General features: G+C 38.1%; 28 protein-coding genes. 21 read left to right on the forward strand and 7 right to left on the reverse strand.

Annotated features, from left to right (window positions below; genetic code table 11):
* Positions 1 to 553: 553 nt before the first annotated feature.
* The gene (locus RTR43_RS13355; protein ID WP_312472728.1) at positions 554 to 1150 is read right to left on the reverse strand and encodes a DUF502 domain-containing protein; all 597 of its coding nucleotides are present in this window, start codon (positions 1148 to 1150) and stop codon (positions 554 to 556) included.
* 118 nt (positions 1151 to 1268) lie between these two features.
* Between RTR43_RS13355 and RTR43_RS13360 the strand changes: the two genes are divergently transcribed.
* From RTR43_RS13360 to RTR43_RS13410, 11 genes are all read left to right on the forward strand, one after another.
* On the forward strand, positions 1269 to 1442 hold the full coding sequence (locus RTR43_RS13360) for a YjcZ family sporulation protein (protein WP_312472568.1): 174 nt from the start codon (positions 1269 to 1271) through the stop codon (positions 1440 to 1442).
* Positions 1443 to 1936: 494 nt separating this feature from the next.
* Entirely contained in the window at positions 1937 to 3274 is a 1338-nt protein-coding gene (locus RTR43_RS13365) for an aspartate aminotransferase family protein (RefSeq protein WP_312472569.1), read from the forward strand.
* Positions 3275 to 3292: 18 nt separating this feature from the next.
* Positions 3293 to 3985 (forward strand): CoA transferase subunit A, encoded by a 693-nt coding sequence (locus RTR43_RS13370; protein WP_312472572.1) that lies wholly within the window; start codon positions 3293 to 3295, stop codon positions 3983 to 3985.
* Positions 3970 to 4635 carry a 3-oxoacid CoA-transferase subunit B gene (locus tag RTR43_RS13375; protein ID WP_312472574.1) on the forward strand — a complete coding sequence of 222 codons (666 nt, stop codon included), beginning with the start codon at positions 3970 to 3972 and terminating at the stop codon, positions 4633 to 4635. Before RTR43_RS13370 ends, RTR43_RS13375 begins: the two co-directional genes overlap by 16 nt.
* A 34-nt stretch (positions 4636 to 4669) precedes the next feature.
* On the forward strand, positions 4670 to 5950 hold the full coding sequence (locus tag RTR43_RS13380; RefSeq protein ID WP_396954578.1) for a peptidase: 1281 nt from the start codon (positions 4670 to 4672) through the stop codon (positions 5948 to 5950).
* Between the two features lie 216 nt (positions 5951 to 6166).
* Positions 6167 to 7021 (forward strand): putative beta-lysine N-acetyltransferase, encoded by an 855-nt coding sequence (gene ablB / locus RTR43_RS13385; protein ID WP_312472578.1) that lies wholly within the window; start codon positions 6167 to 6169, stop codon positions 7019 to 7021.
* 64 nt (positions 7022 to 7085) lie between these two features.
* The gene (locus RTR43_RS13390; RefSeq protein WP_312472581.1) at positions 7086 to 8483 is read left to right on the forward strand and encodes a sigma-54 interaction domain-containing protein; all 1398 of its coding nucleotides are present in this window, start codon (positions 7086 to 7088) and stop codon (positions 8481 to 8483) included.
* A gap of 142 nt (positions 8484 to 8625) precedes the next feature.
* Positions 8626 to 10065, forward strand: a complete 1440-nt coding sequence (kamA, locus tag RTR43_RS13395) for a lysine 2,3-aminomutase (RefSeq protein ID WP_312472584.1) — start codon at positions 8626 to 8628, stop codon at positions 10063 to 10065.
* A gap of 13 nt (positions 10066 to 10078) precedes the next feature.
* Entirely contained in the window at positions 10079 to 10375 is a 297-nt protein-coding gene (locus RTR43_RS13400; protein WP_312472585.1) for a YokU family protein, read from the forward strand.
* A gap of 163 nt (positions 10376 to 10538) precedes the next feature.
* Entirely contained in the window at positions 10539 to 10760 is a 222-nt protein-coding gene (locus RTR43_RS13405; RefSeq protein ID WP_312472588.1) for a YozE family protein, read from the forward strand.
* A gap of 137 nt (positions 10761 to 10897) precedes the next feature.
* On the forward strand, positions 10898 to 11593 hold the full coding sequence (locus tag RTR43_RS13410; protein WP_312472590.1) for a hypothetical protein: 696 nt from the start codon (positions 10898 to 10900) through the stop codon (positions 11591 to 11593).
* Here RTR43_RS13410 and RTR43_RS13415 read toward each other — a convergent pair whose 3' ends face one another.
* The gene (locus tag RTR43_RS13415) at positions 11594 to 11761 is read right to left on the reverse strand and encodes a hypothetical protein (RefSeq protein ID WP_312472593.1); all 168 of its coding nucleotides are present in this window, start codon (positions 11759 to 11761) and stop codon (positions 11594 to 11596) included.
* A gap of 189 nt (positions 11762 to 11950) precedes the next feature.
* Between RTR43_RS13415 and RTR43_RS13420 the strand changes: the two genes are divergently transcribed.
* The 6 genes from RTR43_RS13420 to RTR43_RS13445 all read left to right on the forward strand — a co-directional run bounded on the left by RTR43_RS13420 (position 11951) and on the right by RTR43_RS13445 (position 17387).
* Positions 11951 to 12124 carry a YozD family protein gene (locus RTR43_RS13420; protein ID WP_248737709.1) on the forward strand — a complete coding sequence of 58 codons (174 nt, stop codon included), beginning with the start codon at positions 11951 to 11953 and terminating at the stop codon, positions 12122 to 12124.
* Between the two features lie 245 nt (positions 12125 to 12369).
* Positions 12370 to 12681, forward strand: coding sequence for a YodL domain-containing protein (locus RTR43_RS13425; protein ID WP_312472597.1), 312 nt, complete (start codon positions 12370 to 12372; stop codon positions 12679 to 12681).
* Between the two features lie 377 nt (positions 12682 to 13058).
* Positions 13059 to 13763, forward strand: a complete 705-nt coding sequence (gene deoD / locus RTR43_RS13430) for a purine-nucleoside phosphorylase (RefSeq protein ID WP_248737707.1) — start codon at positions 13059 to 13061, stop codon at positions 13761 to 13763.
* Between the two features lie 270 nt (positions 13764 to 14033).
* The gene (locus RTR43_RS13435) at positions 14034 to 15482 is read left to right on the forward strand and encodes a lmo1851 family serine protease (RefSeq protein ID WP_396954579.1); all 1449 of its coding nucleotides are present in this window, start codon (positions 14034 to 14036) and stop codon (positions 15480 to 15482) included.
* Positions 15483 to 15574: 92 nt separating this feature from the next.
* A complete protein-coding gene (locus tag RTR43_RS13440; RefSeq protein WP_312472730.1) occupies positions 15575 to 16483 on the forward strand; it encodes a CobW family GTP-binding protein in 909 nt (302 codons plus the stop codon).
* A gap of 106 nt (positions 16484 to 16589) precedes the next feature.
* Positions 16590 to 17387: a hypothetical protein gene (locus RTR43_RS13445; RefSeq protein WP_312472600.1), complete on the forward strand. Its 798-nt coding sequence runs from the start codon at positions 16590 to 16592 to the stop codon at positions 17385 to 17387.
* Between the two features lie 70 nt (positions 17388 to 17457).
* Here the strand turns inward: RTR43_RS13445 and RTR43_RS13450 are convergent, their stop codons facing one another.
* Positions 17458 to 17703 carry a DNA alkylation repair protein gene (locus RTR43_RS13450; protein ID WP_312472602.1) on the reverse strand — a complete coding sequence of 82 codons (246 nt, stop codon included), beginning with the start codon at positions 17701 to 17703 and terminating at the stop codon, positions 17458 to 17460.
* Between the two features lie 95 nt (positions 17704 to 17798).
* On the opposite strand from RTR43_RS13450, the gene RTR43_RS13455 reads away from it, so the two are divergent.
* Together RTR43_RS13455 and RTR43_RS13460 are read left to right on the forward strand one after the other, a co-directional pair.
* Positions 17799 to 18077 (forward strand): hypothetical protein, encoded by a 279-nt coding sequence (locus RTR43_RS13455; RefSeq protein WP_312472604.1) that lies wholly within the window; start codon positions 17799 to 17801, stop codon positions 18075 to 18077.
* A 12-nt stretch (positions 18078 to 18089) separates the two neighbouring features.
* Complete coding sequence (locus RTR43_RS13460; RefSeq protein WP_312472606.1) at positions 18090 to 18548, forward strand: FixH family protein; 459 nt, start codon at positions 18090 to 18092, stop codon at positions 18546 to 18548.
* Between the two features lie 106 nt (positions 18549 to 18654).
* Here RTR43_RS13460 and RTR43_RS13465 read toward each other — a convergent pair whose 3' ends face one another.
* Both RTR43_RS13465 and RTR43_RS13470 read right to left on the reverse strand, forming a co-directional pair.
* The gene (locus tag RTR43_RS13465; protein ID WP_312472608.1) at positions 18655 to 19113 is read right to left on the reverse strand and encodes an Hsp20/alpha crystallin family protein; all 459 of its coding nucleotides are present in this window, start codon (positions 19111 to 19113) and stop codon (positions 18655 to 18657) included.
* A gap of 250 nt (positions 19114 to 19363) precedes the next feature.
* Complete coding sequence (locus tag RTR43_RS13470; RefSeq protein ID WP_312472610.1) at positions 19364 to 19840, reverse strand: Hsp20/alpha crystallin family protein; 477 nt, start codon at positions 19838 to 19840, stop codon at positions 19364 to 19366.
* A 239-nt stretch (positions 19841 to 20079) separates the two neighbouring features.
* Between RTR43_RS13470 and RTR43_RS13475 the strand changes: the two genes are divergently transcribed.
* Entirely contained in the window at positions 20080 to 20853 is a 774-nt protein-coding gene (locus RTR43_RS13475; protein ID WP_312472612.1) for an SDR family oxidoreductase, read from the forward strand.
* An 85-nt stretch (positions 20854 to 20938) separates the two neighbouring features.
* Complete coding sequence (locus RTR43_RS13480) at positions 20939 to 21097, forward strand: hypothetical protein (RefSeq protein WP_312472613.1); 159 nt, start codon at positions 20939 to 20941, stop codon at positions 21095 to 21097.
* A 56-nt stretch (positions 21098 to 21153) separates the two neighbouring features.
* Here the strand turns inward: RTR43_RS13480 and RTR43_RS13485 are convergent, their stop codons facing one another.
* Together RTR43_RS13485 and RTR43_RS13490 are read right to left on the reverse strand one after the other, a co-directional pair.
* The gene (locus RTR43_RS13485; RefSeq protein ID WP_312472614.1) at positions 21154 to 21714 is read right to left on the reverse strand and encodes a GNAT family N-acetyltransferase; all 561 of its coding nucleotides are present in this window, start codon (positions 21712 to 21714) and stop codon (positions 21154 to 21156) included.
* 304 nt (positions 21715 to 22018) lie between these two features.
* Positions 22019 to 23146, reverse strand: a complete 1128-nt coding sequence (locus RTR43_RS13490) for an amidohydrolase (RefSeq protein ID WP_312472615.1) — start codon at positions 23144 to 23146, stop codon at positions 22019 to 22021.
* Positions 23147 to 23155: the final 9 nt, after the last annotated feature.

Below are 23155 nucleotides of genomic sequence, written 5' to 3' on the forward strand. Positions count from 1 at the left end.
ATTTTCCCGATTTAGATAAGCGATTTAACCTTACCTTTTCCTTTAATGGCTTTTTTCCATGCTTTATTCTATCCTCTTCAATAGCCTTATTTAATTCATCAAAGTATTCACGAGTTTCTACTTCAACTTTTTCTCTCGTGTATTTGTGCTTATTTGCATTTTACTTTAAATGGGATCAGGAACTAATTCATCAATAGACACAAATTCATATTCACTTTGGGAAGATTCTCTTGGTTTAAACATAGATTTCACCACTTATTTTTTTATTTTTTTGGTTGTGTGAGGACATTATTGAATTTGCACCTGTTGATTGGAGCGGAAGGCGCGAAGACTCCTGCGGGAGTACGGGGCAGGGGAGACCCCACAGGCGCATTAGCGCCGAGGAGGCTCCCCGGCACGCCCGCGGAAAGCGAAGCGCCTGGAGCGCAAATCAACAGACATGTTGCATGAATAATATTACAACAAATTACAGCAGTGAAATGTTAAAGTAACAAAAAAAAGGCTGTCGAAGGTTTTTCGACAGCCTGAGCCGCATGCATTGTGCGGCTTTTTGTTATACATTCTTTTCCTTTTGTTTAGCAGTTGATGTCATCCCACCAGAAAGGACAAATTTCATTGCATCCTCTGGTTTGACATTGATTATTTCCACTTGGTCCTTCGGGATTAAAAACGTAAATCCAGCAACTTGGAATGTTTGTGGAATATAGACAGCAACATGTTCCTTTAACGGGCTATAGAAATCCTCTAATTGCTCCGATGTGATAAAACCGAGACTTCTCATATCTGTTCCCGGGATAACAACTAATGCAACTTTGGAAAAAGATTTCTTATCGCCAAGGAAGGATTGAACCGTATCCTTTATAACAGAATAGATGGTTTTGACAACTGGAATTTTCTCGAAAAAACGATCAATTAATTTGATGATTTTTCCAGTAAAATACTTTGTAGACAACCAACCTAGAAGGGTAATCACGATTATCGTGGATAGCAAGCCTATGCCAGGGATGTAATCTCCCCTGAAATAAGGCTTTAGCGTATTACCTAACAAACCGTCTAAAAACATGAAGGTTTTATAAATAACATAAATTACAAGAATAATTGGCACAATTGTCAATATCCCATTAATAAAGTTTTTCAAAATCGTTTTCATCATATCACCTACAAATTTATCATTGTCTCTCATAATATAGGCGAATGCACATACAGGTCAAGTATCTAGTTCATAAAGTAACATTGGAAAGAAACAAATACTCGAGGAGTGAATGTGTATGTATGGATATGGTGGATATGGTGGATATGGTGGATTTGATGGGTGTTGCGGTTACCCTGCATATCCTGCTGCTGGAGGATGTGGAGTGGGCTGTGGATTTGGGGGCTTTGCATTAATCGTCGTCTTATTTATTTTGCTAATCATTATCGGTGCAAGCTGGAACTTTTGCTAAAAAGAAATAGGCTGACGCAAGGATCCGTTCCGAACGTCAGCCTTTTCTATTTGGGGTAGGAATGAGGGACAATATTTTTTACAGGTTTTTTTTTACAAATTACCTATTCATTTGATAAAATAACTTTAAATAGAAGTTTTTCAGAATGTTGCAAAAAAATACATAAAGGAATTTAGTTTTATGTAACTAGAGATTATGAAAGTCGAAAGGTAAAAAATAATCTACTAAATAATTGTAAATATCTATCGGTTTCAACTAGATTTTTTTAATGTATTCATAGATTTCATTCCTTAAGTAATTTAAGAGTATTCGATAATAATCGTAGCAGAAAGAAAAAGAAAGGTTTTATTCCTACTTGTTATCTTTAGCATCAAGCTATTGCCTATTAAATTTAATGAGACTGATGAGCTATAAATAAGATGAAAGAAACTAAATATGAATCATACACTTTTAATATGGTTTGACTTAATTTAATTAGAAAAGTGGTGTCACCAGTGGAGAAATCATTTTTAATAAAACCAGTGCTTGATGAAACATACCCTGTCATTGAGTATGGCAAAGGGATCTTTTTATTTGATAAGGAAGGAAAAAAATATTTAGACGCGGCTTCCGGTGCGGTTACTGCCAATATTGGTCATGGGGTAAACGAGATTATTGAGGCGATGCAGGAACAGGCGAAAAAAGTATCGTTTGTGTATCGCTCACAATTTACGAGCGATGCAGCTGAGAAGCTGGCCAAAAAAATTGCCGAATGGACACCGGGGGATCTTAATTGGAGTTTCTTTGTTAACAGCGGATCAGAAGCGACAGAAACGGCGATGAAAATGGCAATCCAATATTGGCAGGAAAAAGGAATTAAAACGAAGATAAAGGTGTTATCGAGATGGGTAAGTTATCATGGCATAACATTAGGAGCGCTGTCCTTATCAGGGCATACCAGCAGAAGAGCCCGATTTGTTCCGCTGTTGGAGGATTTTCCCGTCATTAACCCTCCGTATTGTTATCGTTGCCCCTATAACCTTGAAGCTCCCTCTTGCGGCTATCTTTGTGCCCATGAGTTAGAAACAGCCATTAAGCGGATTGGTGCTGATCAAATCGCAGCCTTCATGGCTGAACCAGTGATTGGAGCAGCAGGAGGAGCGATTGCACCGCCAAAGGATTATTTTAAAATCATTAAAAAAATCTGTGAAGACCATGACATCCTTTTTATTGCTGACGAAGTAATGACGGGTTCCGGACGGACTGGAACGATGCTTGCATGTGAGCACTGGGGTGTTATTCCTGATATTGTCGCGTTAGGAAAAGGCATGGGTGCAGGTTATGCACCCATTGCCGCAGCTGTCGCGAGTGAAAAGGTTATGGAGCCAATATTATCTGGCTCAAAGTCAGTTATGAGCGGTCATACCTTTAGCGCCAACCCCCAATCTTGTGCCGTTTCCTTAGCGGTGCTGGAATACTTAGAAAAAAACAAGATAATCAACAAAGTAGAAGGCAGAGGCAATTACTTGAAATACCAGCTTGAAAAATTAAAGGATCAATTTTCTTTTATTGGAGATTTTCGCGGCAAAGGCTTGTTACTTGGAATAGAATTTGTCGAAGACCAAAGCACTAAATTCCCATATCCTCGTAACGCTTTGGTTACACAAAAAATGGTGGCTTTAGCTAAGGAAAAAGGGCTCCTGGTTTACCCTGCGGGTGCGGGAATCGATGGGATAAATGGTGATTCCATCATTATTTCACCTCCGTTAACAATTACCGAAAGAGAAATTGATCTATTGGTGCAATTATTAACAGAAACATTTGAAGACTTTTCAAACCAAATAAACGCATGAATGGCTGGTGATAAATAGATGGAAAATCCGTTTGGGAAAATTACAACTCTAGCGAGTGTCTTAGAATTATTTCATGATGGAATGACATTGATGTTTGGGGGGTTTGGTGGGGTTGGGTCCCCACCGACAATCATTGATGGAATTCTTGAAAAAGGTATTCGGGAGCTGACACTGATTGGTAATGATACAGGTTTTCCACACATTGGCATCGGAAAATTAGTAAGCCACGAAAGAGCTGTTAAAGTGATTGCCTCGCATGTTGGCTCAAACCCGTTTGCTGGTCAACTGATGCATGACGGAAAGCTTGAAGTGGAATTTTCGCCTCAGGGTATCTTAGCCGAAAGAATCAGGGCGGGTGGTGTTGGTTTAGCTGCTGTTTTATCTGATATCGGGATGGATAATGAGATGGTCTCAAAAAATAAACCCCGGTTTATTCTTGATGGAAAAGACTATCTGATTGAGAGCGCATTAACGGCAGAGGTGGCGATTGTTTATGCGAAGAAGGCAGATGAGTATGGAAACTTAATCTACGACAAAAGTGCCCGTAATACCAATCCGCTCGTTGCGATGGCAGGAAATATAACGATCGCAGAGGTAGAAGAGATCGTTCCAATCGGAAGTCTTAACCCGGAAGAAATCATTACTCCGGGAGTATTCGTTGATTATCTGATTCCATCGAAGGGGGTCAATTGGAAATGGGCATGGGAATAGATAGTCGAAACCAAATGGCCAAAAGGGCTGCGGAGGAAATTGCCAATGGCATGGTTGTCAATCTTGGTATCGGTATTCCCTCGCTCGTACCCAACCATTTATCAAAAGGGACTAAGGTTATGTTTCATGCAGAAAACGGTATTACCGGAATGGGACCCTCTCCCATCAAAGGTGAAGAAGACGAAAATTTATGCAATGCGGGAGGATTTCCAATCACGCTGAACAGCGGAGGTTCATATTGCGATAGTGCGATTGCCTTTGGAATGATTCGCAGAGGAAGAGTGGATATTACCATTTTAGGTTCGCTACAAGTCAGTCAATATGGCGACCTTGCTAACTGGATTGTACCAGGAAAAAAAGTCCCCGGAATGGGAGGAGCGATGGAGCTTGCTCAAAAGGCGAAAAAAGTGATTGTTGTCATGAGCCATTGTGATAAACAGGGAAAGCCGAAAATCGTCAGCAACTGCTCGCTACCATTAACATCAGCTGCTTGTGTTGACCTTATTATCACGGATTTAGCTGTTTTCAAGGTAACTGAGGAAGGGTTGCTTTTGACTGAGCTGTTTGCTCCTTATAATTTAGATTATGTCATGAATAAAACTGGATGTGAATTTAAGATTTGTGAAAATGTCCGTAAACTATCTTACTAAACAGGGACCATGGCTGAAAGGAGTGAAACATTTGGTGAAAAATGAAATCCGTATAAAGCAGTGGCTAAAGGAAAATCGTGCTAGAGGCGCTAGACTTTTACAAATACTCGTACGGGAAAATAGCACGAGGGGAAATGAAAGTAGCACCCAAGCGATCATTATCGAAAAATGCCGTCAGCTGGGTTTAATACTCGATATTTGGGAAATAGACGGCAGCAAACTGAAAAACCACCCTGCCTTTTTCTGCGACCGTAAAAGCTTCGATGGAAATCCTAACTTGGTAGCAGTGTTAAAAGGCTCAGGAGGCGGAAAATCCATTATTTTAAATGGTCATATTGATGTAGTTCCGGTTGGAGATGAGATGAACTGGAAACATGACCCATTTAGTGGGGAGATTGAGTGTGGCAAGCTTTATGGAAGAGGAGCAACAGATATGAAGGGGGGAAATGTTGCTCTATTAATGGCGCTTGAGTCTTTAATTGCAAGCGGAATAAAGCTTAAAGGGGACGTTATTTTTCAAAGTGTGATTGAGGAGGAAAGCGGCGGGGCAGGTACTCTTGCAGCGGTATTACGAGGGTATCAAGCCGATGGGGCGATTATTCCTGAACCAACAAATATGAAAATATTTCCAAAACAGCAGGGATCGATGTGGTTTCGAATCACCGTAAAAGGGAGGGCCGCACATGGTGGAACAAGGTACGAAGGGGTAAGTGCAATTGAAAAGGCAGTTTTGGTTATTCAAAGGTTACAACAATTAGAAAAAGATAGAAATGCTATGGTCTCTGACCCTCTCTTCGAAAAAATACCCATTCCAATTCCAATTAATATCGGGAAGATTTTAAGTGGTGAATGGCCATCTTCGGTGCCTGACACCGCTATCCTAGAGGGTAGGATGGGGGTATCCCCGGAAGAAACCATTCAATCAGCGCAAACGGTAATGGAGGAATGTTTGCAGGAAATGAATGAGCAAGATGAGTGGTTTTTTGAAAACCCTGTTCAAGTTGAGTGGTTTGGGGGCCGATGGATTCCTGGCAGTCTTGACAGTGATCATCCTTTAATCAATGAACTTACCACGAGTTTCATAGAAGTAAAAGGGGATAATCCTACCATTGAAGCAAGTCCGTGGGGTACAGACGGTGGCATCCTTTCCAGTGTCGGGAACACTCCCACAGTTGTTTTCGGTCCAGGTATTACAGAAACTGCTCACGATGCGAATGAACACATTGTCCTTGAAGATATGTTTGCAGTTAGCGAGATTATTGCCCTCACACTATTGCGTTGGTGCGGGACTGATGAAGCTTCTGATGAAAATTAGTAAGCAATATTTTCCATTATCATTAAAAGATTGATATAATAGCAATATATGGAAAGAATAATAGAATATCAGGGAAGGAATTAAATTGGCCATCGAGGAAATGAACAAGCTTAAGTTAATCAGTTCTAAAATTGAGTAGTGGGGAATGTCTGGCTTACAACTAGGCCAGACATTTTTTAGATATCAGTTATTTAGGTTATGAAGGAGGGTAAGTGAATGAACCAAACCGCTTCTACCATTTTTCTTGAGGAAAGTAGCTGTTTCCTCGAAGTTTATCTAGATCCATTTAATAAAAGAATTCGTGTTGATGATTATCGCGGAAATACGAAATTACTGCTCGAAAAGGCAGAGGAGCTCGTTGTGCAACATAAGGCAGAAAAATTAATCATTAAAGGTCGTAATGAAGACTTCCTTCTTTTTTTCGAACAAGGCCTTCAGCCAGAGGCGGTGGTCGATCGCTATTTTCTTGGCTCAGATGCTCATTTTTTTTCAAAATTCTACACACCCGAGCGAAAAAAAAATGACCATTGGATTATCGAGGATGGAATGATCCATAGCATTTATCAATTGGATAATTCAATTGAAAAAATCCTACCCCCAAAGGAATACCAATTAAGAAAGGCTGATGAAAGTTGTGCAGTTGAGCTTTCCGCTCTATACCGTCATATATTTCAAATTTATCCAACCCCATTGCATGACCCGGAATACGTAAAAAAAACGATGCAGGAGGGGACCATTTATTATGTCTTTTTTCACCAAGGTAAAATAGTCAGTGCAGCTTCCGCCGAAATCAATACTTTTTATAAAAATGCAGAACTAACGGATTGTGCTACACTAACTGAACACCGAAAATATGGACTGATGAAGGTTATTCTTCAAGAGCTAGAAAGTGAATTGAAGCGAAATGGCATCTTTTGTGCCTACTCGATTGCAAGGTCGTTATCCTTCGGAATGAATGCGGTGTTATTTCAGTTAGGATATTCATACCGGGGCAGGCTAATGAATAATTGCTATATTTATGACAAGCTAGAAAATATGAATATGTGGGTAAAGAATCTGGCAAACTGCTAAAATTTCGGCTCAAATGCCAATATTTCGGCACTAATAAAACGGTTAAGAAGGGCAGGTGAATGAAATGGTTCAATTAACGGCTTTAACGCAAGAAGTTCTTACAGCCATACTTAAGAGTATTGATGAAGGGATCCATGTTGTTAATACAGAGGGAAAAACAATTTTTTACAATGAGGTCGCTGCCAAGCATGATGGTATGGACGTAAGGGAAGTACAGGGAAAGCATTTAATTGACGCATTTCCCTCCCTGTCAGAAGAGTCTAGTACGCTTTTAATGGTGATTAGGACAGGGAAGCCGATATACAATCAAACACAGGTTTATCTGAATTTGCATGGGACTAGAATTGATACAATCAATACGACACTGCCTATCTTTTTGGGCGAAGAAATTATTGGAGCTGTAGAAATCGCGAAGGATTATTCGCGCATGAAGCTCCTATCAGAAAGATTATTAGATTTACAAAAAGGGGTTAATAAAAGTAATAAGAAAAAAGTATTGAAGCAGGTAAGCTATACATTAAGTGATTTAAAGACAGTTAATCCAGCCTTTATTAGCATGAAGAACGAAGCAAGGAAATTGGCAAAATCCGATTCTCCGATTCTTGTTTACGGCGAATCTGGAACAGGGAAAGAATTATTTGTTCAAGGCATTCATCATGAATCCCTTCGTTCGGGCGGAGCCTTTATTGCCCAAAATTGTGCAGCCATACCCGAAACCCTTCTGGAAAGTATTCTCTTTGGCACGGCGAAAGGAAGCTATACCGGTGCAGTTGATCGTAAAGGGTTATTCGAGCTTGCTGACGGTGGTACCCTATTCCTTGATGAACTACATACAATGCCGATTGAACTCCAAGCAAAGCTGCTCCGCGTGTTAGAGGATGGAATGGTTCGAAGGGTGGGAGGTTCACAAAATATTTCCGTTGATGTGCGTGTGATTGCTGCAATGAATGTGCACCCTACCATGGCCCTTCAAGACCAAAAGCTTCGCAATGACCTCTTTTATCGATTAAATGTGTTTACTTTTTCCCTCTTTCCATTAAGAGAAAGGATAGAGGATATATTGTACTTAACGGATTACTTTATTTATGAATTTAATAGAAAACTAAAAAAAAGCATTAAAGGTGTGGAAAAAAAGCTTGAATTATTTTTTATGGATTATCAATGGCCTGGGAATGTGCGTGAATTAAAACATACGATTGAGTACATGATGAATGTCTGCGAGGAAGAGCGGCTTACTCTTGAAGAGTTGCCGATCATGTTGAGACAGCTTTCGTCATCTTCACAAGGAAAAAGGGTTCATCCAAATGAGAGTTTATCTTTACGTAAAAATTTAGAGGATGTAGAGAAAAGGTTAATCATGAATGCCCTTGACTTAAGTAAGGGGAATATAAATAAAGCTGCCAAGCTTTTAGAGATTCCGAGGCAAACCTTGCAATATAAGCTGAAAAAAACACTGGATTAAGCTGCCGAGTTTTCGGCGCTTTTTTTATGGATTTTGATTTGAAAAATAGGGATATCCGCTCAAATGAAGTACTGTAGCTATTTTGGTTAGTTGGCACAATTCTTGCATATTTTTAAATAAAGCGAGAATAGGGGGAAATGATATGAAACAGTTTTTATATAAACCAAAAAGGCATTGGAAGGATATTGAGCTTTGGAAGGATGTAACAGAAGAGCAGTGGAACGATTGGCTATGGCAATTGACGAATACAATTCGAACTTTGGATGACTTAAAAAAAGTAATTCATTTAACTCCAGATGAAGAAGAGGGAGTAAGAATTTCGACGAAAACAATCCCCTTAAATATTACACCCTACTATGCATCCTTGATGAATCCCGATGACCCACGCTGCCCGATTAGAATGCAATCCGTACCCATTTCAAAGGAAATATATAAAACAAAGTATGATCTAGAAGATCCCCTTTATGAAGATGAAGATTCTCCAGTTCCAGGTTTAACACATCGTTATCCTGACCGGGTCCTCTTTTTGGTAACTAATCAATGTTCGATGTATTGCCGCTATTGTACAAGAAGACGGTTTTCAGGACAGATTGGGATGGGGGTTCCGAAGAAGCAACTTGATGCTGCCATTTCCTATATCAGGCAAACACCGCAGGTGCGGGATGTCTTAATATCCGGAGGAGATGGTCTCTTAATTAATGATAATATTCTGGAATATATCCTCAAAAATTTACGTGAAATTGATCATGTAGAAATAATACGGATTGGTACAAGAGCACCTGTTGTTTTTCCACAGAGAATCACGGAAAATCTCTGCAATATATTGAAAAAGTATCATCCTGTGTGGCTAAATACTCATTTTAATACCTCCATCGAAATCACTGAGGACTCAAAACGTGCGTGTGAATTGCTTGCCAATGCAGGCGTTCCAGTTGGTAACCAGTCGGTTATCCTCGCTGGAATTAATGACAGTGTTCCAATCATGAAAAGACTGATGCATGATCTCGTGAAAATTCGAGTACGCCCCTACTATATTTATCAATGTGATCTTTCAGAAGGAATCGGTCATTTCCGCGCACCTGTTTCTAAAGGACTTGAAATTATCGAGGGTCTCCGTGGTCATACAAGTGGGTACGCTGTTCCAACCTTTGTTGTCGATGCCCCTGGTGGTGGTGGGAAAATTGCTCTACAACCGAATTATTTAATTTCACAAAGCCCAGAAAAGGTTGTCCTCCGTAACTTTGAAGGGGTGATTACGTCCTATCCTGAGCCTGAAAATTATGTTCCTGGCAGGGCAGAAGGCTATTTTCACCAAATTTATCCTGACATGGAAGAAAAGCGATCGCTTGCCGGAATTGCCGGAATTATGAATGATCGACATTTTAACCTGGTTCCCGATGGGCTAACAAGGCTAAATCGCCGTATTGATTACAACAGCGATCCTGCCCATACATCATTAAAAGATAAACGCGGAAGACGAGATGAATTAAAGGATAAAAAATTTCAGGCATTGGTCGAGAAAGAAAAGGGAAGTAAAGAAATGGCAATTGCAGATAATACAGCTGAGCCAACTCAGGAATAGGAGGAAGACTTTCATGGGAATTGCATGTGAATGGTGCAACAGCAGAAATGTAGAGCTAATTACTGACTCCGTTTTCTGGGAATTACCCGATGGCTCGAGGGCAATTGAAATTACCGCAACTCCTACCTATAGCTGTAGAGACTGTGACATGATTTATCAGAGTGAAGCAATTGTAAAGGAAATTGAGAACCATTTGTTTTTAATTGATTGCAAACGAGTGGGAAAAGTGATTATCTTTGAAGAATTAATGGGGATTCCAAGGTTATTGAAGAAGAATTATTTTGATTTTTCAGCTGATAGGGAAGGTTAACTTTCTTATCAGGCATCAGTGCAACTACGCCTCTGTCTTCGTCAAACGGCTCGCCAGTTGGCGAGTTTTCTTAATGTATGTGCTGGACGATTCCGGAAGTATTCGTTATAGTATTTCTTAGCAAAACGAATAGTGTGATTCTGGATGAAATGGGCGATTTTATATGAGGAAATCCTTTTATCATTTTTTAATGAAATATAGACATCCAGCCCCAATGGATGAGATTAGTCAATTTGCAAACGATGCTTACTTGGATCATACCTTCCCGAAAACAGCAGATGATTACCATGAGCTTAGTTCTTATTTAGAACTCAATGGACCTTATTTGGAATCGATGTCGGTTTTTGATGAAGTCTGGCAACAATATATTAGTACAGAAAGCTAAATCAAGTAGAAATTGTTGTCGCCTCTTAATTCGAGGCGATTTTTTCATTTTACAATTGACATGCGCTTTTATCCTTTCCGTGCATATACTATTGTAATCAAAATTCACGACTACTCATTTAAAGGGGATGGGAGGACATGGCGAACAGGAAAAAACCGAAATATAAGATCGGTGACACGGTCGTGATTACAATTTACGGTACTGTCGGCAGGATAACAGATGTTAAATGGCTCGATGGGAAGTATGTATATGAAGTAAATAAGAGTGATGGGCTGTTCATTGAATCAGCCTTGCAATTGCTTTCTGAATATGATGGCTTGGTAATGGAACAGGAACAAATTGATATCGAATATAAGTTTTTCTTCGGAGATTTAGTTCAAGTTAGTGGTTATGGTGCCGATTTATTTAAAGTGGTTGGCTTTCGAACAGAAATATGGCGCTACAAAGAAGATGCCTGGGAAGATGTCATTTATGAGTTATCCAGGGTTAGTGATGGGGAATGGCTTGAAGCGGGCGAAGAGGAGCTGACACTTGTAGCAGATGCTGAGAATGCTGATACATTTATCCAAAAGCTTGGTCTCTTATACTTAGTGAATAAACAGGAAAAAATAGAAAAGAATCCAAAATTACAGGGTATGGTAAGAAAAGCGGAATTTGAAGAAATCGAACGAAAAAAAGAGAAAAAGGAATTAATTGACAATTTATTGGATATATTTAATGATTACCGGATTTTATATGAAATGTTTCAAGATCAGGAGTACTATCAGGTTATGCGGGTGATTCTCAGAAAATTAGAAAGTCTTGGAAGTAATGATGGCAAAAGCCATGTTTAATTACCACTTCGTGATAATTATAAATAAATAAATAACAAACGGTAAACCGGCCCATTTAATGAGAAAAAACATCATGTCCAAAATCTTCTCAAATAGGCGGAGGGTGACGCCATCCTCCTGATTTACATCTTCCAACCATGCCTCAAGCTTCAATTGTAAATTTGACATCCAATCACCTCATATAGTTCTTTACAATCATCCTATGCTTGTCCAATCTGAAAAAGACATGTACGTTTCTTAAAAATATTTGTTCAATAGAAAATATCCATAGAATTAATCAATGTATATTGCTATTTAAACTAAATAGCATGAAAAAGCTATAAACATCATACATTCACTAAAAAGGGGGCGATGCTAATGAGAGAAGTTGAAGTATTTATCGATACTGAAGAGATTGCCGAATTTTTCTTTCATGAGCTTGTGAAAAGGGGATACGTTCCTAGCGAAGAAGAGTTAGAAGAAATCGCAGACATTACCTTCGAATACTTAATTGAAAAAAGTATTATTGACGAAGAAGTACAAGATGAATAAGAATCTATTTAATCAAAGTGAGGCAAGAAGTCTCTTCTTTTTACGATAGATGATGAAAAGAGACGAGCATTCCCTGCTCTCTTTTTGTTTGTGCAAGCGCTGTATATGAAAAATTCTCACAAGAAACAGTCTAACTTTTAAAAAAAATTGCCATTCGACAAAAAAAGTGAGATTTCTAAGGAGGATTCGACAATGATCATCGCCAATTATTAGAATAGATAAATAATTCTAATAATTGGAGGTGTATGATGATCAAGGTATTAACTAAAAGAGCCAGCATACCGTATGATGTTACGATCTTTCAAACTCCAAAGTACCGCGAACATAAAGGGCATAAAGAGGTTTATCGAACAACTATCCCAGCGAATAATCGTGAACAATGTTTGCAGGAAACATTTAGCCGCTTTAATGTTACCGACAGAATTCCTGCAAATTATAACGGGAGGTTCCTCTCAACAGGAGATATCATCCTAATTGATGAAGGTCGCGGCGGTCAATACTATTTTCAACTGAAACCCGGCGGCTGGTTTCCCATTAATCGAATCTTGCTTTGCTAAACTACTCAAACGGTAAACCTAAGGAAAAATTCCTTAGGTTTATTTTATTTCAGATGAAGTGCCTCAGTCCATACACAAAGGAGGCTTGTGCTTTTTTTGATCATCTCTTTCTTCCAGTTGCTTTATGCTCTTTTGCATGTGCTTCGTGTTCTGCTACAATCGCCTCAGCAGGAATGTGATTATTTTTTTTTTGTCCGTTTACTCGACTTCGATGTTTTTTTCCCAGGTTAATCCCTCCTTAAATACTTACCAATAGCTTCCCACAATTTTAAAAATTCATGTCTATTTCTCTGAGAGGTTTTCCTTAAATAGTGTTTATGTTATAGTGTCTATGGTACAGAATGAAATTGTACCGACAATTGTTAGGAGGTTTTTTTATGAGTGTACATATTGGAGCTAAAGAAAACGAAATTGCGGAGACGGTATTACTTCCAGGAGATCCGCTTCGTGCAAAATATATCGCTGAAACGTTTTTAGAGGATGCAAAATGTTATAACGAGGTTCGAAATATGTTTGGCTTCACCGGAACCTATAAAGGAAAAAGAATTTCTGTTCAAGGAACCGGAATGGGTGTACCGTCCATCTCGATTTATGTAAATGAATTAATGAATAGCTATAATGTGCAAAATCTAATCAGAGTTGGTACGTGTGGTGCGATTCAAAAGGATGTAAAAGTCCGCGATGTTATTTTAGCGATGACTAGTTCTACAGACTCAAATATGAATCGACTTACCTTTGGCCATGTTGATTTTGCGCCAGCCGCCAACTTTGATTTGCTAAGAAAGGCGTATGATGCTGGAGTAGCCAAAGGACTTAATTTGAAAGTAGGAAATATTTTCACGGCAGATTCGTTTTATAATGATAATGCCGAGCTTGAAAAATGGGCAAAATATCAAATCCTTGCTATCGAAATGGAGACCACTGCTCTTTATACGTTAGCCGCAAAATTTGACCGGAAAGCACTTTCTGTACTTACCGTTAGTGACCACATCTTAACAGGTGAAGAAACAACAGCTGAAGAAAGACAAGTGACATTCAATGATATGATTGAAGTGGCATTAGAGGCAGCAATCAAGGAATAAAGACTTTACGCCCCTACCTTAAAGGAAGGGGTATTTTATTTAATATTAAATTCATTAACTTTTCTTGTGTTTTTTTATAAAAAAGATGTTATTCTAATCACTAAGGGTTTACCTTTTAGTATCTGAAACTAGCTTCGTGAAAATTTGAAAAACCATTTAGCATTTGCTGTTAATTTAGTGCTAGTATATTTCTTATTTTTATGGTCAATGAAAGTGGTGAAGGCTTTGGAAGAAAAGAATGTTGAGCAAGAGAAGGTTCCAGAAGAAAAAATGGAACAAGAGCAAGCAACAGAAAATAAATCAGGCTATATTCGATTGAAAAAGTTTCACTTTATTATGTTGTTATTTTTCATCGTTTTTCTATCTGCAGGGATTACGACCTTTGCCCTTGCATTTGGAAAGGAAAAGGTAGTAACGGTTGCTCCACAGAGGACAGAATTCAATAAGCTCTATGAAGCATATGATACATTGAAAAATGGGTATTACAAGAATTTAAATCAAAAAAAGCTCATAAATGGTGCGATAAATGGAATGGTGGAATCTCTGGATGACCCTTACTCCGATTATATGAGTAATGAGGAAGCAAAAAGCTTTCATAGTAGTATTTCTTCTTCGTTTGAAGGAATTGGTGCCGAAATTCAAGAAAAGGATGGGCATATTGTCATTGTCTCTCCGATAAAAGGTTCGCCAGCTGAAAAAGCCGGTTTAAAACCAAATGACATGATTACCTCAGTGGATGGAAAAAGCCTACAGGGAATGAATTCAACCCAGGCAGTGACCTTAATCAGGGGGAAAAAGGGGACAAAGGTAGAATTAATGGTTCAACGTCCTGGTATCGAAGCCCCGATGACCGTTCCGATTATTCGTGATGAGATTCCAATTGAAACCGTTTATGGAGAAATGGTTGATGATTCAATTGCCAAAGTTCAAATTACAAGCTTTTCAACCAATACATCAAAAGAATTAGTTGATACCTTGAATGATTTACAAAAAAAGGGAATGAAAGGCCTTGTATTAGACCTCCGTCAAAATCCAGGGGGATTATTAGACCAGGCAATCAGTATTTCCAGTATGTTTGTTCCGAAAGGAAAATTAATTGTCAAAGAAGAAGACCGGAACGGAAAAATTAAAGAAATCCCTTCGCAAAATGAAGGTAATCCAAACCTTCCTCTTGTGGTATTGATTGATAAAGGCTCAGCAAGTGCTTCAGAAATTCTTTCCGCTGCTGTAAAAGAATCAGCTGGTGTACCGCTAATTGGTGAGAAATCATTTGGAAAAGGGACGGTTCAGACTGCCGCTGATTTCAAAGACGGCTCTAACCTGAAATATACAATTGCCAAATGGTTGACACCGAATGGAACTTGGATTCACAAAAAAGGAATTATGCCAGATGTAGAGGTTGCTCTACCTGATTATGCAACCTTGCCTATTATCAACCCAGATAAGGAGCTTGCCTTGTCAACTTCATCTACGGATGTGCAGACAGCCCAAAAGATGTTGAAGGCTATTGGCTATGACCCTGGTAGAGAAGATGGATTCTTCGATGAAAAAACTTCAGCAGCTGTGGTTGCCTTTCAAACAGCACAAAAACTCCCTGCAAATGGAGTTTTAAAAGGTGAATCTACTTTAAAGCTAATGGATCTTTTAAGAGAAAAAATTAAAACAAATGATACTCAAATGCTAAAAGCAATAGAGGTTTTAAAGGGAAGAATGAAATAAAAAATGAGGACCCGATTCAACTGAGTCGGGTTCATTTCTTTTGACCATTACACATATAATCAAGGCGATGAAAAGAGTGAAGGGATATGAAGATGAAAAAAGCTGAAATCTATATTTTATCAGGATTTTTAGGCAGTGGAAAAACAACATTACTTAAACGGTTACTAGAGGATGAACAGAAATCATCTAGAAAAGTCGCTGTAATGATGAATGAATTAGGAAAAGTATCGATTGACTCTAATGCTGTAGATGACGATGTGTCACTAAAAGAGTTATTAGGCGGTTGTATTTGCTGCTCTATTCAGGACAAGCTTGAAGCCCAACTTCAAGGGTTATTAGTAGAAGAAAGACCGGATGTCATTTATATTGAGACGACAGGTGCTGCCCATCCTGTTGAAGTCTTGGATGCGATCCTATCTCCTTTGTTTGCAGATAAATTGATGATTAAAGGTATTATTACACTTGTTGATGGAACGAGATGGAAAGATAGAAAATTATTAAGTCCGCAACTTCAGCAGCTAATCCATGAGCAAGTAAGACATGCAGATTTTATCATTATTAACAGAATGAATGATTTAAAAGAAAAGGAACAAGCGGCTATTTCATTTGAAATCCAGGCAATCAATCAAACAGCAAGGTGTTTGCTAACGAATTATTCTCAAGTATCGATTGACCAACTTAGAAAGCTATCTGTTTCCTTTACAAAAGAATCCCAACGAATTGATTTACATTTATCAACATTTGTATACCAATTTAAGACAGCTATAAATCATTCTAGGTTTGAGGAATTCTTAAAAGAATTGCCTGATACGATATACCGGATAAAGGGTTATGTTAAGTTTGAGCATTCTGCTCATCCATTTTTATTTCAATTTTCATATGGGATGCCTCTTTACATGAAGGAAGATATGAATTTGCCATTAAATCTCGTCTTTATCGGCGAAAACATCCAATGGAATGAGATTCAAGTACAATTGGCCGGTTTAGAAAAAACATGTTAAAAATCAATCTTAAATGAATGATAACCACTTCTTCAGGTAACTCTTTTAATGTAACTAAAAACCATTAAAAGGAGGGTTTAACCTGAAGAAGGTTGTGTGCATTTTTGTGATTATTCATATCCTCCTATATGGTCAAGGGATTCATGCCGCATCAGATATTAGTTATAAAATTGAGATGCTGGACTGGAAAGACGTAAATCATATATTACCAAAGTACACGAAATTCACTGTTTTGGATGTAGAAACGGGAAAAAAATTCAAAGTGCAAAGACGTGCTGGAAGTCACCATGCCGACGTACAACCATTGACCACGAAAGATACGAAAGTAATGAAAAAAATATATGGTGGTAAATGGAGCTGGAAGCGACGGGCTATTATTGTTATTCATAAAGACCAATGGATTGCCGCATCGATGCACGGTATGCCGCATGGAGCAGGTGCTCTAGAAAATAACTTTCCCGGACATTTTTGTATTCATTTTTATGGCAGTACTACCCATAGGACAAACACTATGGACTTATCCCATATGCTTATGGTCCTTAAGGCATCGGGGAATTTAAATGAATATCTAGGAAAAGCAAATCCTTACGAAGTAATTAATGCCTATGTAGTTGGCTTTAAACAGCAGGATGGATGGATTACTTCACAGGCTTCTTTACAAACAATAAAGTGGAAACCCATTTTGGCGAAAGTTGAAAATATTAGAATTTCCCGAATGGAACTTTTACCACCAGAAGATTTAACGGAAGAAATTAATTTGAATGTGCCGATTGAAATTGAATGGTACATAAAAAATAAAGGCAGGCAAACATTTAGAGGTGAAATTCATTTGGTGCGATTTTCTCTCATAGATGGTTGGAAGGTGGACTCACAGCAATTTTTAGAAGAAAATAATCTTCCATAGATCGCAAACAAAGACAACTTTATAAAAGGACTAGCCCTTGATAAAGGTGTCTTTGTTTAACGAGAAGAACTTAAAGGGGCTGTTCACCAAATTTGATAAAGGTTCGTTCATCTTCGATTAAGCCACAAGCCCCGCATTGAATCCTGTATTCTGGTCCATTATATGGAAGGTGGAAGGGTTCTAAAGCGCCTTCTTCATACTCCCGCACGACTGTTCCGGAATGGGGATCCAGTTTCACTGAATGGGCAACCTGTTGAATGAAATTAAAGCGACTACGATTTGTTTTACAATTAGGACATCTGTATGGAGTAGACATAGATTTCACCTTTCTTAGTATTAGTAAATTATATTTTTTGCAATAATGGTGACAAATATGTAACAATGCAAATGAAGGAAAAAGGGGGGACTGGTTTGTTAAAAGAAAATGAAACTTTTGCAGATTTACTAGCTGCTTACCGATCAATTTGGAACAATCGTCTATTAGAAACAGGGGAGAATGGCTGTGAAGAGATTTTAACCAATGCGATAAAGAGGGAGCTTTTAGACGAGAACTCACATCCAAGAGTTAGGAAAACGTGCTATGAAAAATTCTATTCTGCGATTAAAAGAGTTACCGAGTCTCCGCTAAAGCCAGAAATGAAGTCAGCTTTAATAACATTGCATGTAGAAATAATGGGGAAAATTAGTTAGGGGAGAATATTAGTGAAGAAGCTTTTAGTTATTTTTATTACCTTTCTATTATTTAGTATGTTGGTTTCATGTAGTAAACAAAAAGATAAAACAGTTGAGTTACCTGGTATGTTAGAAGTAAAATTATCAGTTAAACCAGAGACTGGAAAAGTAAATCAGCCGATTACATTTGAAGCGAAGGTGACTCAAGGAAATAAAGAAGTCAACGATGCGGATGAGGTCATATTTGAAATTTGGCGTGCCAAGGATGAAAAGCATGAGAAAATAAAAATAAAAAATGCTAAGAACGGTATATACAGGCTTGAAAAGTCTTTCCCGCAAGAAGGAACTTATTATTTCATTTCGCATGTTACAGCCAGAGATATGCATAATATGCCTAAAAAGGAATTCGTTGTAGGGACTCCAAGTGAACCAGAAGACCCGAAAGCCAAAGACTCGATGGATAATATGAACATGGACGATCAAAAATGATCATGATGATAACCATAAGAGTGAAAATCATTAATCAACTATTATGAAAAGACAGCCTCATTTGGCTGTCTTTTCATTCATGACATATTTTTTGCTCTTATTTAGGTTAAGACTGATTAAAATTGATTGGAATATTTTCGATGTCTTCCTTGTTAATCGGCATCATAATAGATAAAATGCCGTAGCGAATTTCTGATTTCACTTGCTGAATAATTACTGGGTAGGGGAGTGATATTTCTTTTTTAAACTTTCGATTTGGCCGTTCTTTTATAAAGTATTTCCGATTTTGCTGAAGGGTTTTAAATTCGCCAGTGATGGACAGCAGCTGATGGTGAATGCAAATATGCAGATTCTCCTTCAAGAGCCCTGGAATTTCGGCCTCGACAACAAGTTCCGTGTCCGTTCCATATAAATCACATTTCGGAACAAGCTCGGTGACCATAGTTCCTGGGTTACCGGAGGGAGAATTTTTATTTTGAGTTTCGAAGATAGTATTCCAAAATTCTTCCGCTTGAAATTGTTGAGCAGTATCCACCCATTTTTTAAATTTATCAATCTCCATCATTTCACTCCATTCTTTTTACCTGTTAATTCATCTTATTTTTTATTAGAAAAAACATGCAAAAAAACTACCATGAGTTTCAATTCCCAATCCATCCATGGAAATGAAATGATTATGAGTTGTACACCAACAGAATAAAGGAGGTGTGAGCAAAGTTGAGCTTCACCTTTTCAAAGGAAAAATGAATATTTTTCTCTCAAATTGGGTAGAATGATATATTTTGCTCCGCCCCTTTTCCATACATAAAAGACACTTACAAAATTTCCGTTACGTCAATTTGTGAATACTGCATATCAACATTTTTAGGAATTTTCACTTCAAGAATGCCTTCCTTATAGTTTGCGATAGCCCCTTTTCTCTTTACAATTGCTGGAAGGGTAATGGTGTTTGTATCCTCGTGCTCTGGGATGTGCTCGATAATCAGCTGATTTGAAGTATGATATAAACGAAGTTTTTTAATCCATTCGTCATTTTTTAGCGGTACTCTTACGAAAACATAGTCATGTGTCTCATAGGCAGACGAGTTTAACACCCCTGAAGCAGATCGTTGCTGAGGGGCTGAAGTTTGAAACCCGTTGAACATTTCCTGTGGGTTCATCATTCCCTGCATGTTTCCAGGCATGATTTTTCCGATGATATCTTGAACATAATTATTGATCTCCTCGGGCTTCATATTAGTCATTGTTTCCTTCATTTCTTTATTAAACGGAAACATATTCCAAGGGAACATTCCTTTTCATCCTTTCAAAAAAAATAAATTATGTTTGAAATTGGTAAAAGTAGTCATGACTAAGACTGAACACTTTAATATTCCATACTATGCTAATTGCAGCCTATCCGTTATTAAATCTTATGAATATTGGATTTAACCTGCTTGCCCAATGAATAAAATTAAATATTTGCATATATATTAAAAACTTTTTAACATATAGTATAAAGAGGAATTCTAAATATAGAGAGGTAATGTTTGTGAAAAAGAAGACAGCTTTGATTACAGGAGGAGCTTCTGGTATTGGTAAACAAACAGCAATACAGCTTGCTGAAAAAGGATATCAGCTTGTGATCAACTATCGAAATAGTGAAACAGAAGCGGTTTTCTTAGCAAAGCACTTACATGATTGTTATGGTACAAAAACAATCATCGTTCAAGGGGATGTAGCTAATCAAGACGATTGTCTTCGAATGGTAAATGAAACCCTTTCTGTCTTTTCAACGGTGGATATTTTAGTCCATAATGCGGGTCCATACATCCATGAAAGAAAAAAACTGACAGATTACTCTTTCGAAGAGTGGAATTATTTAATCCAGGGAAACTTAAGTGCCGTTTTTTATTTATCAAAGCACATTATTCCATTAATGCGCAAACAAAAATGGGGAAGAATTATTACACTTGGATTTGATAGGGTTGAAACCGCACCAGGCTGGATATATCGTTCCGTTTTTGCAGCAGCAAAGACAGGATTAGCCTCTTTAACTAGGACAATAGCGCTAGAAGAAGCGGAACATGGGATCACCGCAAATATGGTCAGTCCAGGGGATATAATAAATGAGTGGAAGGAAAGTAATATAGAAGATTCTGTAGAGGCCATAAATGGAAATATCCCAATTAGAAGGCCGGGTACTGGGGAAGACATAAGTAGGGTAATCTCCTTTCTTACTGATGAAAAATCAGATTTCATTACCGGGAGTATCATCCCTGTTACTGGTGGGATAGATGTATTGGGGAAAGCATTAAAAACTTAGGCCTGGAAGGCCATTTACATTTTGTATGAAAACCGCTTCTTTTGTGGATAATAGGAATTAATTATCTATGAAAGGAGCAAAGAAAATGAGTTTTAATATCAGCAGGATTAATCCAAATCAAACCCAAGTTTTTTTTCATGATGGCCGCTTTGAAACATTAACCAATGAGGAATTAGAAGAATTTTTGCTCCAAATGGGACTTAGTGATGTAAATGAAACCATAGAACAAAATGTAACGGATTAATATGAAGGTTTTGTCATCTAAATAAAAAAGCAATCGGGTACCGATTGCTTGCTTTTTTACGCCTCTAATAAATGAGAGGTATCTGTTTGTACGGAGCCATTTCGAAGCAGATGGAAAGAGTATAGATCCTTTGGAATTTCGTATAAATCATACACCTCGCCATTTGCATTTAATTGTTCATAGATAGACGTTCTGGTATCATTTGCTTTAACAACATATGGAAGTTTTTCCGCAGCTTTTATTGACCGAATATTTACTTTTCGAATCCGCATAAAAACAGTTTCGATTCCGATTTCGTAAAAAAGTTCCTGAAAAAAGGCTTCTTTAGCTGGGCTGTTATACCCTTTGCCATGATACTCTTTTCCCAGCCATGTTCCCAAAAATCCTGCCCTATCTTCAATATCAAACAAATTAATCGTGCCGATTGGCGTACCCCATTCATCCAGAATAGTCCGTGATATTAATTCACCGCGCTCCTCAGCTTCAATTGTTTGTTTTGTAATAAATAAGAATTCTTCATAAGAGTCAGCTTTATTTCGTACAAAAGGGAAGACATCAGGGTGCGTCATTAGTTCGTACAATGTGTGGCTGTCATGAAGATCACGTTTTTTTAGCATGAATATCCCTCCATTAGGGCATTCCGATCCCAAGTTCAAAGAAGCGGTCCACCCTCGAAATTTTTTATTAGGTTTCTAAAAAATTTCGGGGTGGGAATCGAACCCACTAGAACCGGTTAAATCGGTGGCGCACCATTTGCCTTCCCTATTTCATTTTTTTTGTTAACAGAATATAGTCATAAACCCCCAAGATTATCAGGTCAAAAATGATTTTCCTTAAAGTATAATACAAGAAAATATGAAAAAAATAAATAGTTTTTTTGTTGATTTTTCGTTAAATTTTTAACCATTTTTCAGCAAATTTCTACACTTCTATATAGACCATTTCTCCGCCAATCATTGTCCATTGTGGCTTTGCTAAGTAATGGAAAGGATGATGGCTCCAAAGTACTAAATCAGCATCCTTTCCCGCTTCAATACTCCCTACCTTTTGGTCGATTTTTAAATTTCTAGCAGGTAGAATGGTAATTCCTTCAAGCGCCATTTGTTCAGACAGGCCTTCTCTCATGGCTATCCCAGCACAAATATTTAAATACTGAATAGGTGTGTACGGATGATCGGTTGTAATCGACACTTCGACACCATGATTTGTTAGCTCCTGATAGGTTTTCCATGTTTTATTTTTTAATTCAACTTTTGATCTTCTCGTTAGAGTGGGACCAACAGAAACCTTTAGTCCTATTCCAGCTAATTCATTGGCAATAAGATGTCCTTCTGTACAATGTTCAACTCGTAAATCAAGATTAAATTCCTCAGCTAAACGGAGGGCAGTAATGATATCATCAGCACGATGGGCATGGATCCGAACGGGAATCTCCCTTTTTAGTGCCATCACAATCGGGGCAATTCTAATCTCATCAGGGTTATCAGCATGAATAGCTTGATAGAATGCTTCCCTAAGCATTCCCATGATCCCCATCCTTGTAATGGAGTCGCTATTGCCATTGCTATGAATTCTTTTTGGATTTTCTCCCAATGCTATTTTTAATCCTGCCACCTCTTGGACTATCATCTTCTTGATATTTTTACCTGTAGTTTTTATGACAGAAGTGGTTCCACCAATCACATTTGCGCTCCCGGGCATAATGTGAACCGTTGTTATGCCACTTTTAACTGCATCGGTGAAGGCCGGGTCAAGTGGATAAACGCCATCAATTGCCCGAATGTGGGGCGTAAGTGCTTCAGCTGTTTCATTCGCATCATTTCCAGCCCATCCAGTGCCTTCATCATACAGACCTAAATGGGTATGAACATCAATAAAGCCGGGAAAAAGGTACAAGCCGCCACAATCGATGATTTTTACATTTAAATCGGTCTTGATATTTTTCCCTATCTTTTTTATTTTTCCTTCTTCAATTAGAACATCACCGTTTTTAATCGGCTTGGAGGTAATTGGATAAACGTGAGCGTTTTTGAAAAGTATTTTTGTCATTATAAAACC

The sequence above is a fragment of the Neobacillus sp. genome (genome assembly GCF_031988165.1).
GTDB classification, from domain to species: domain Bacteria; phylum Bacillota; class Bacilli; order Bacillales; family Cytobacillaceae; genus Neobacillus; species Neobacillus rhizosphaerae.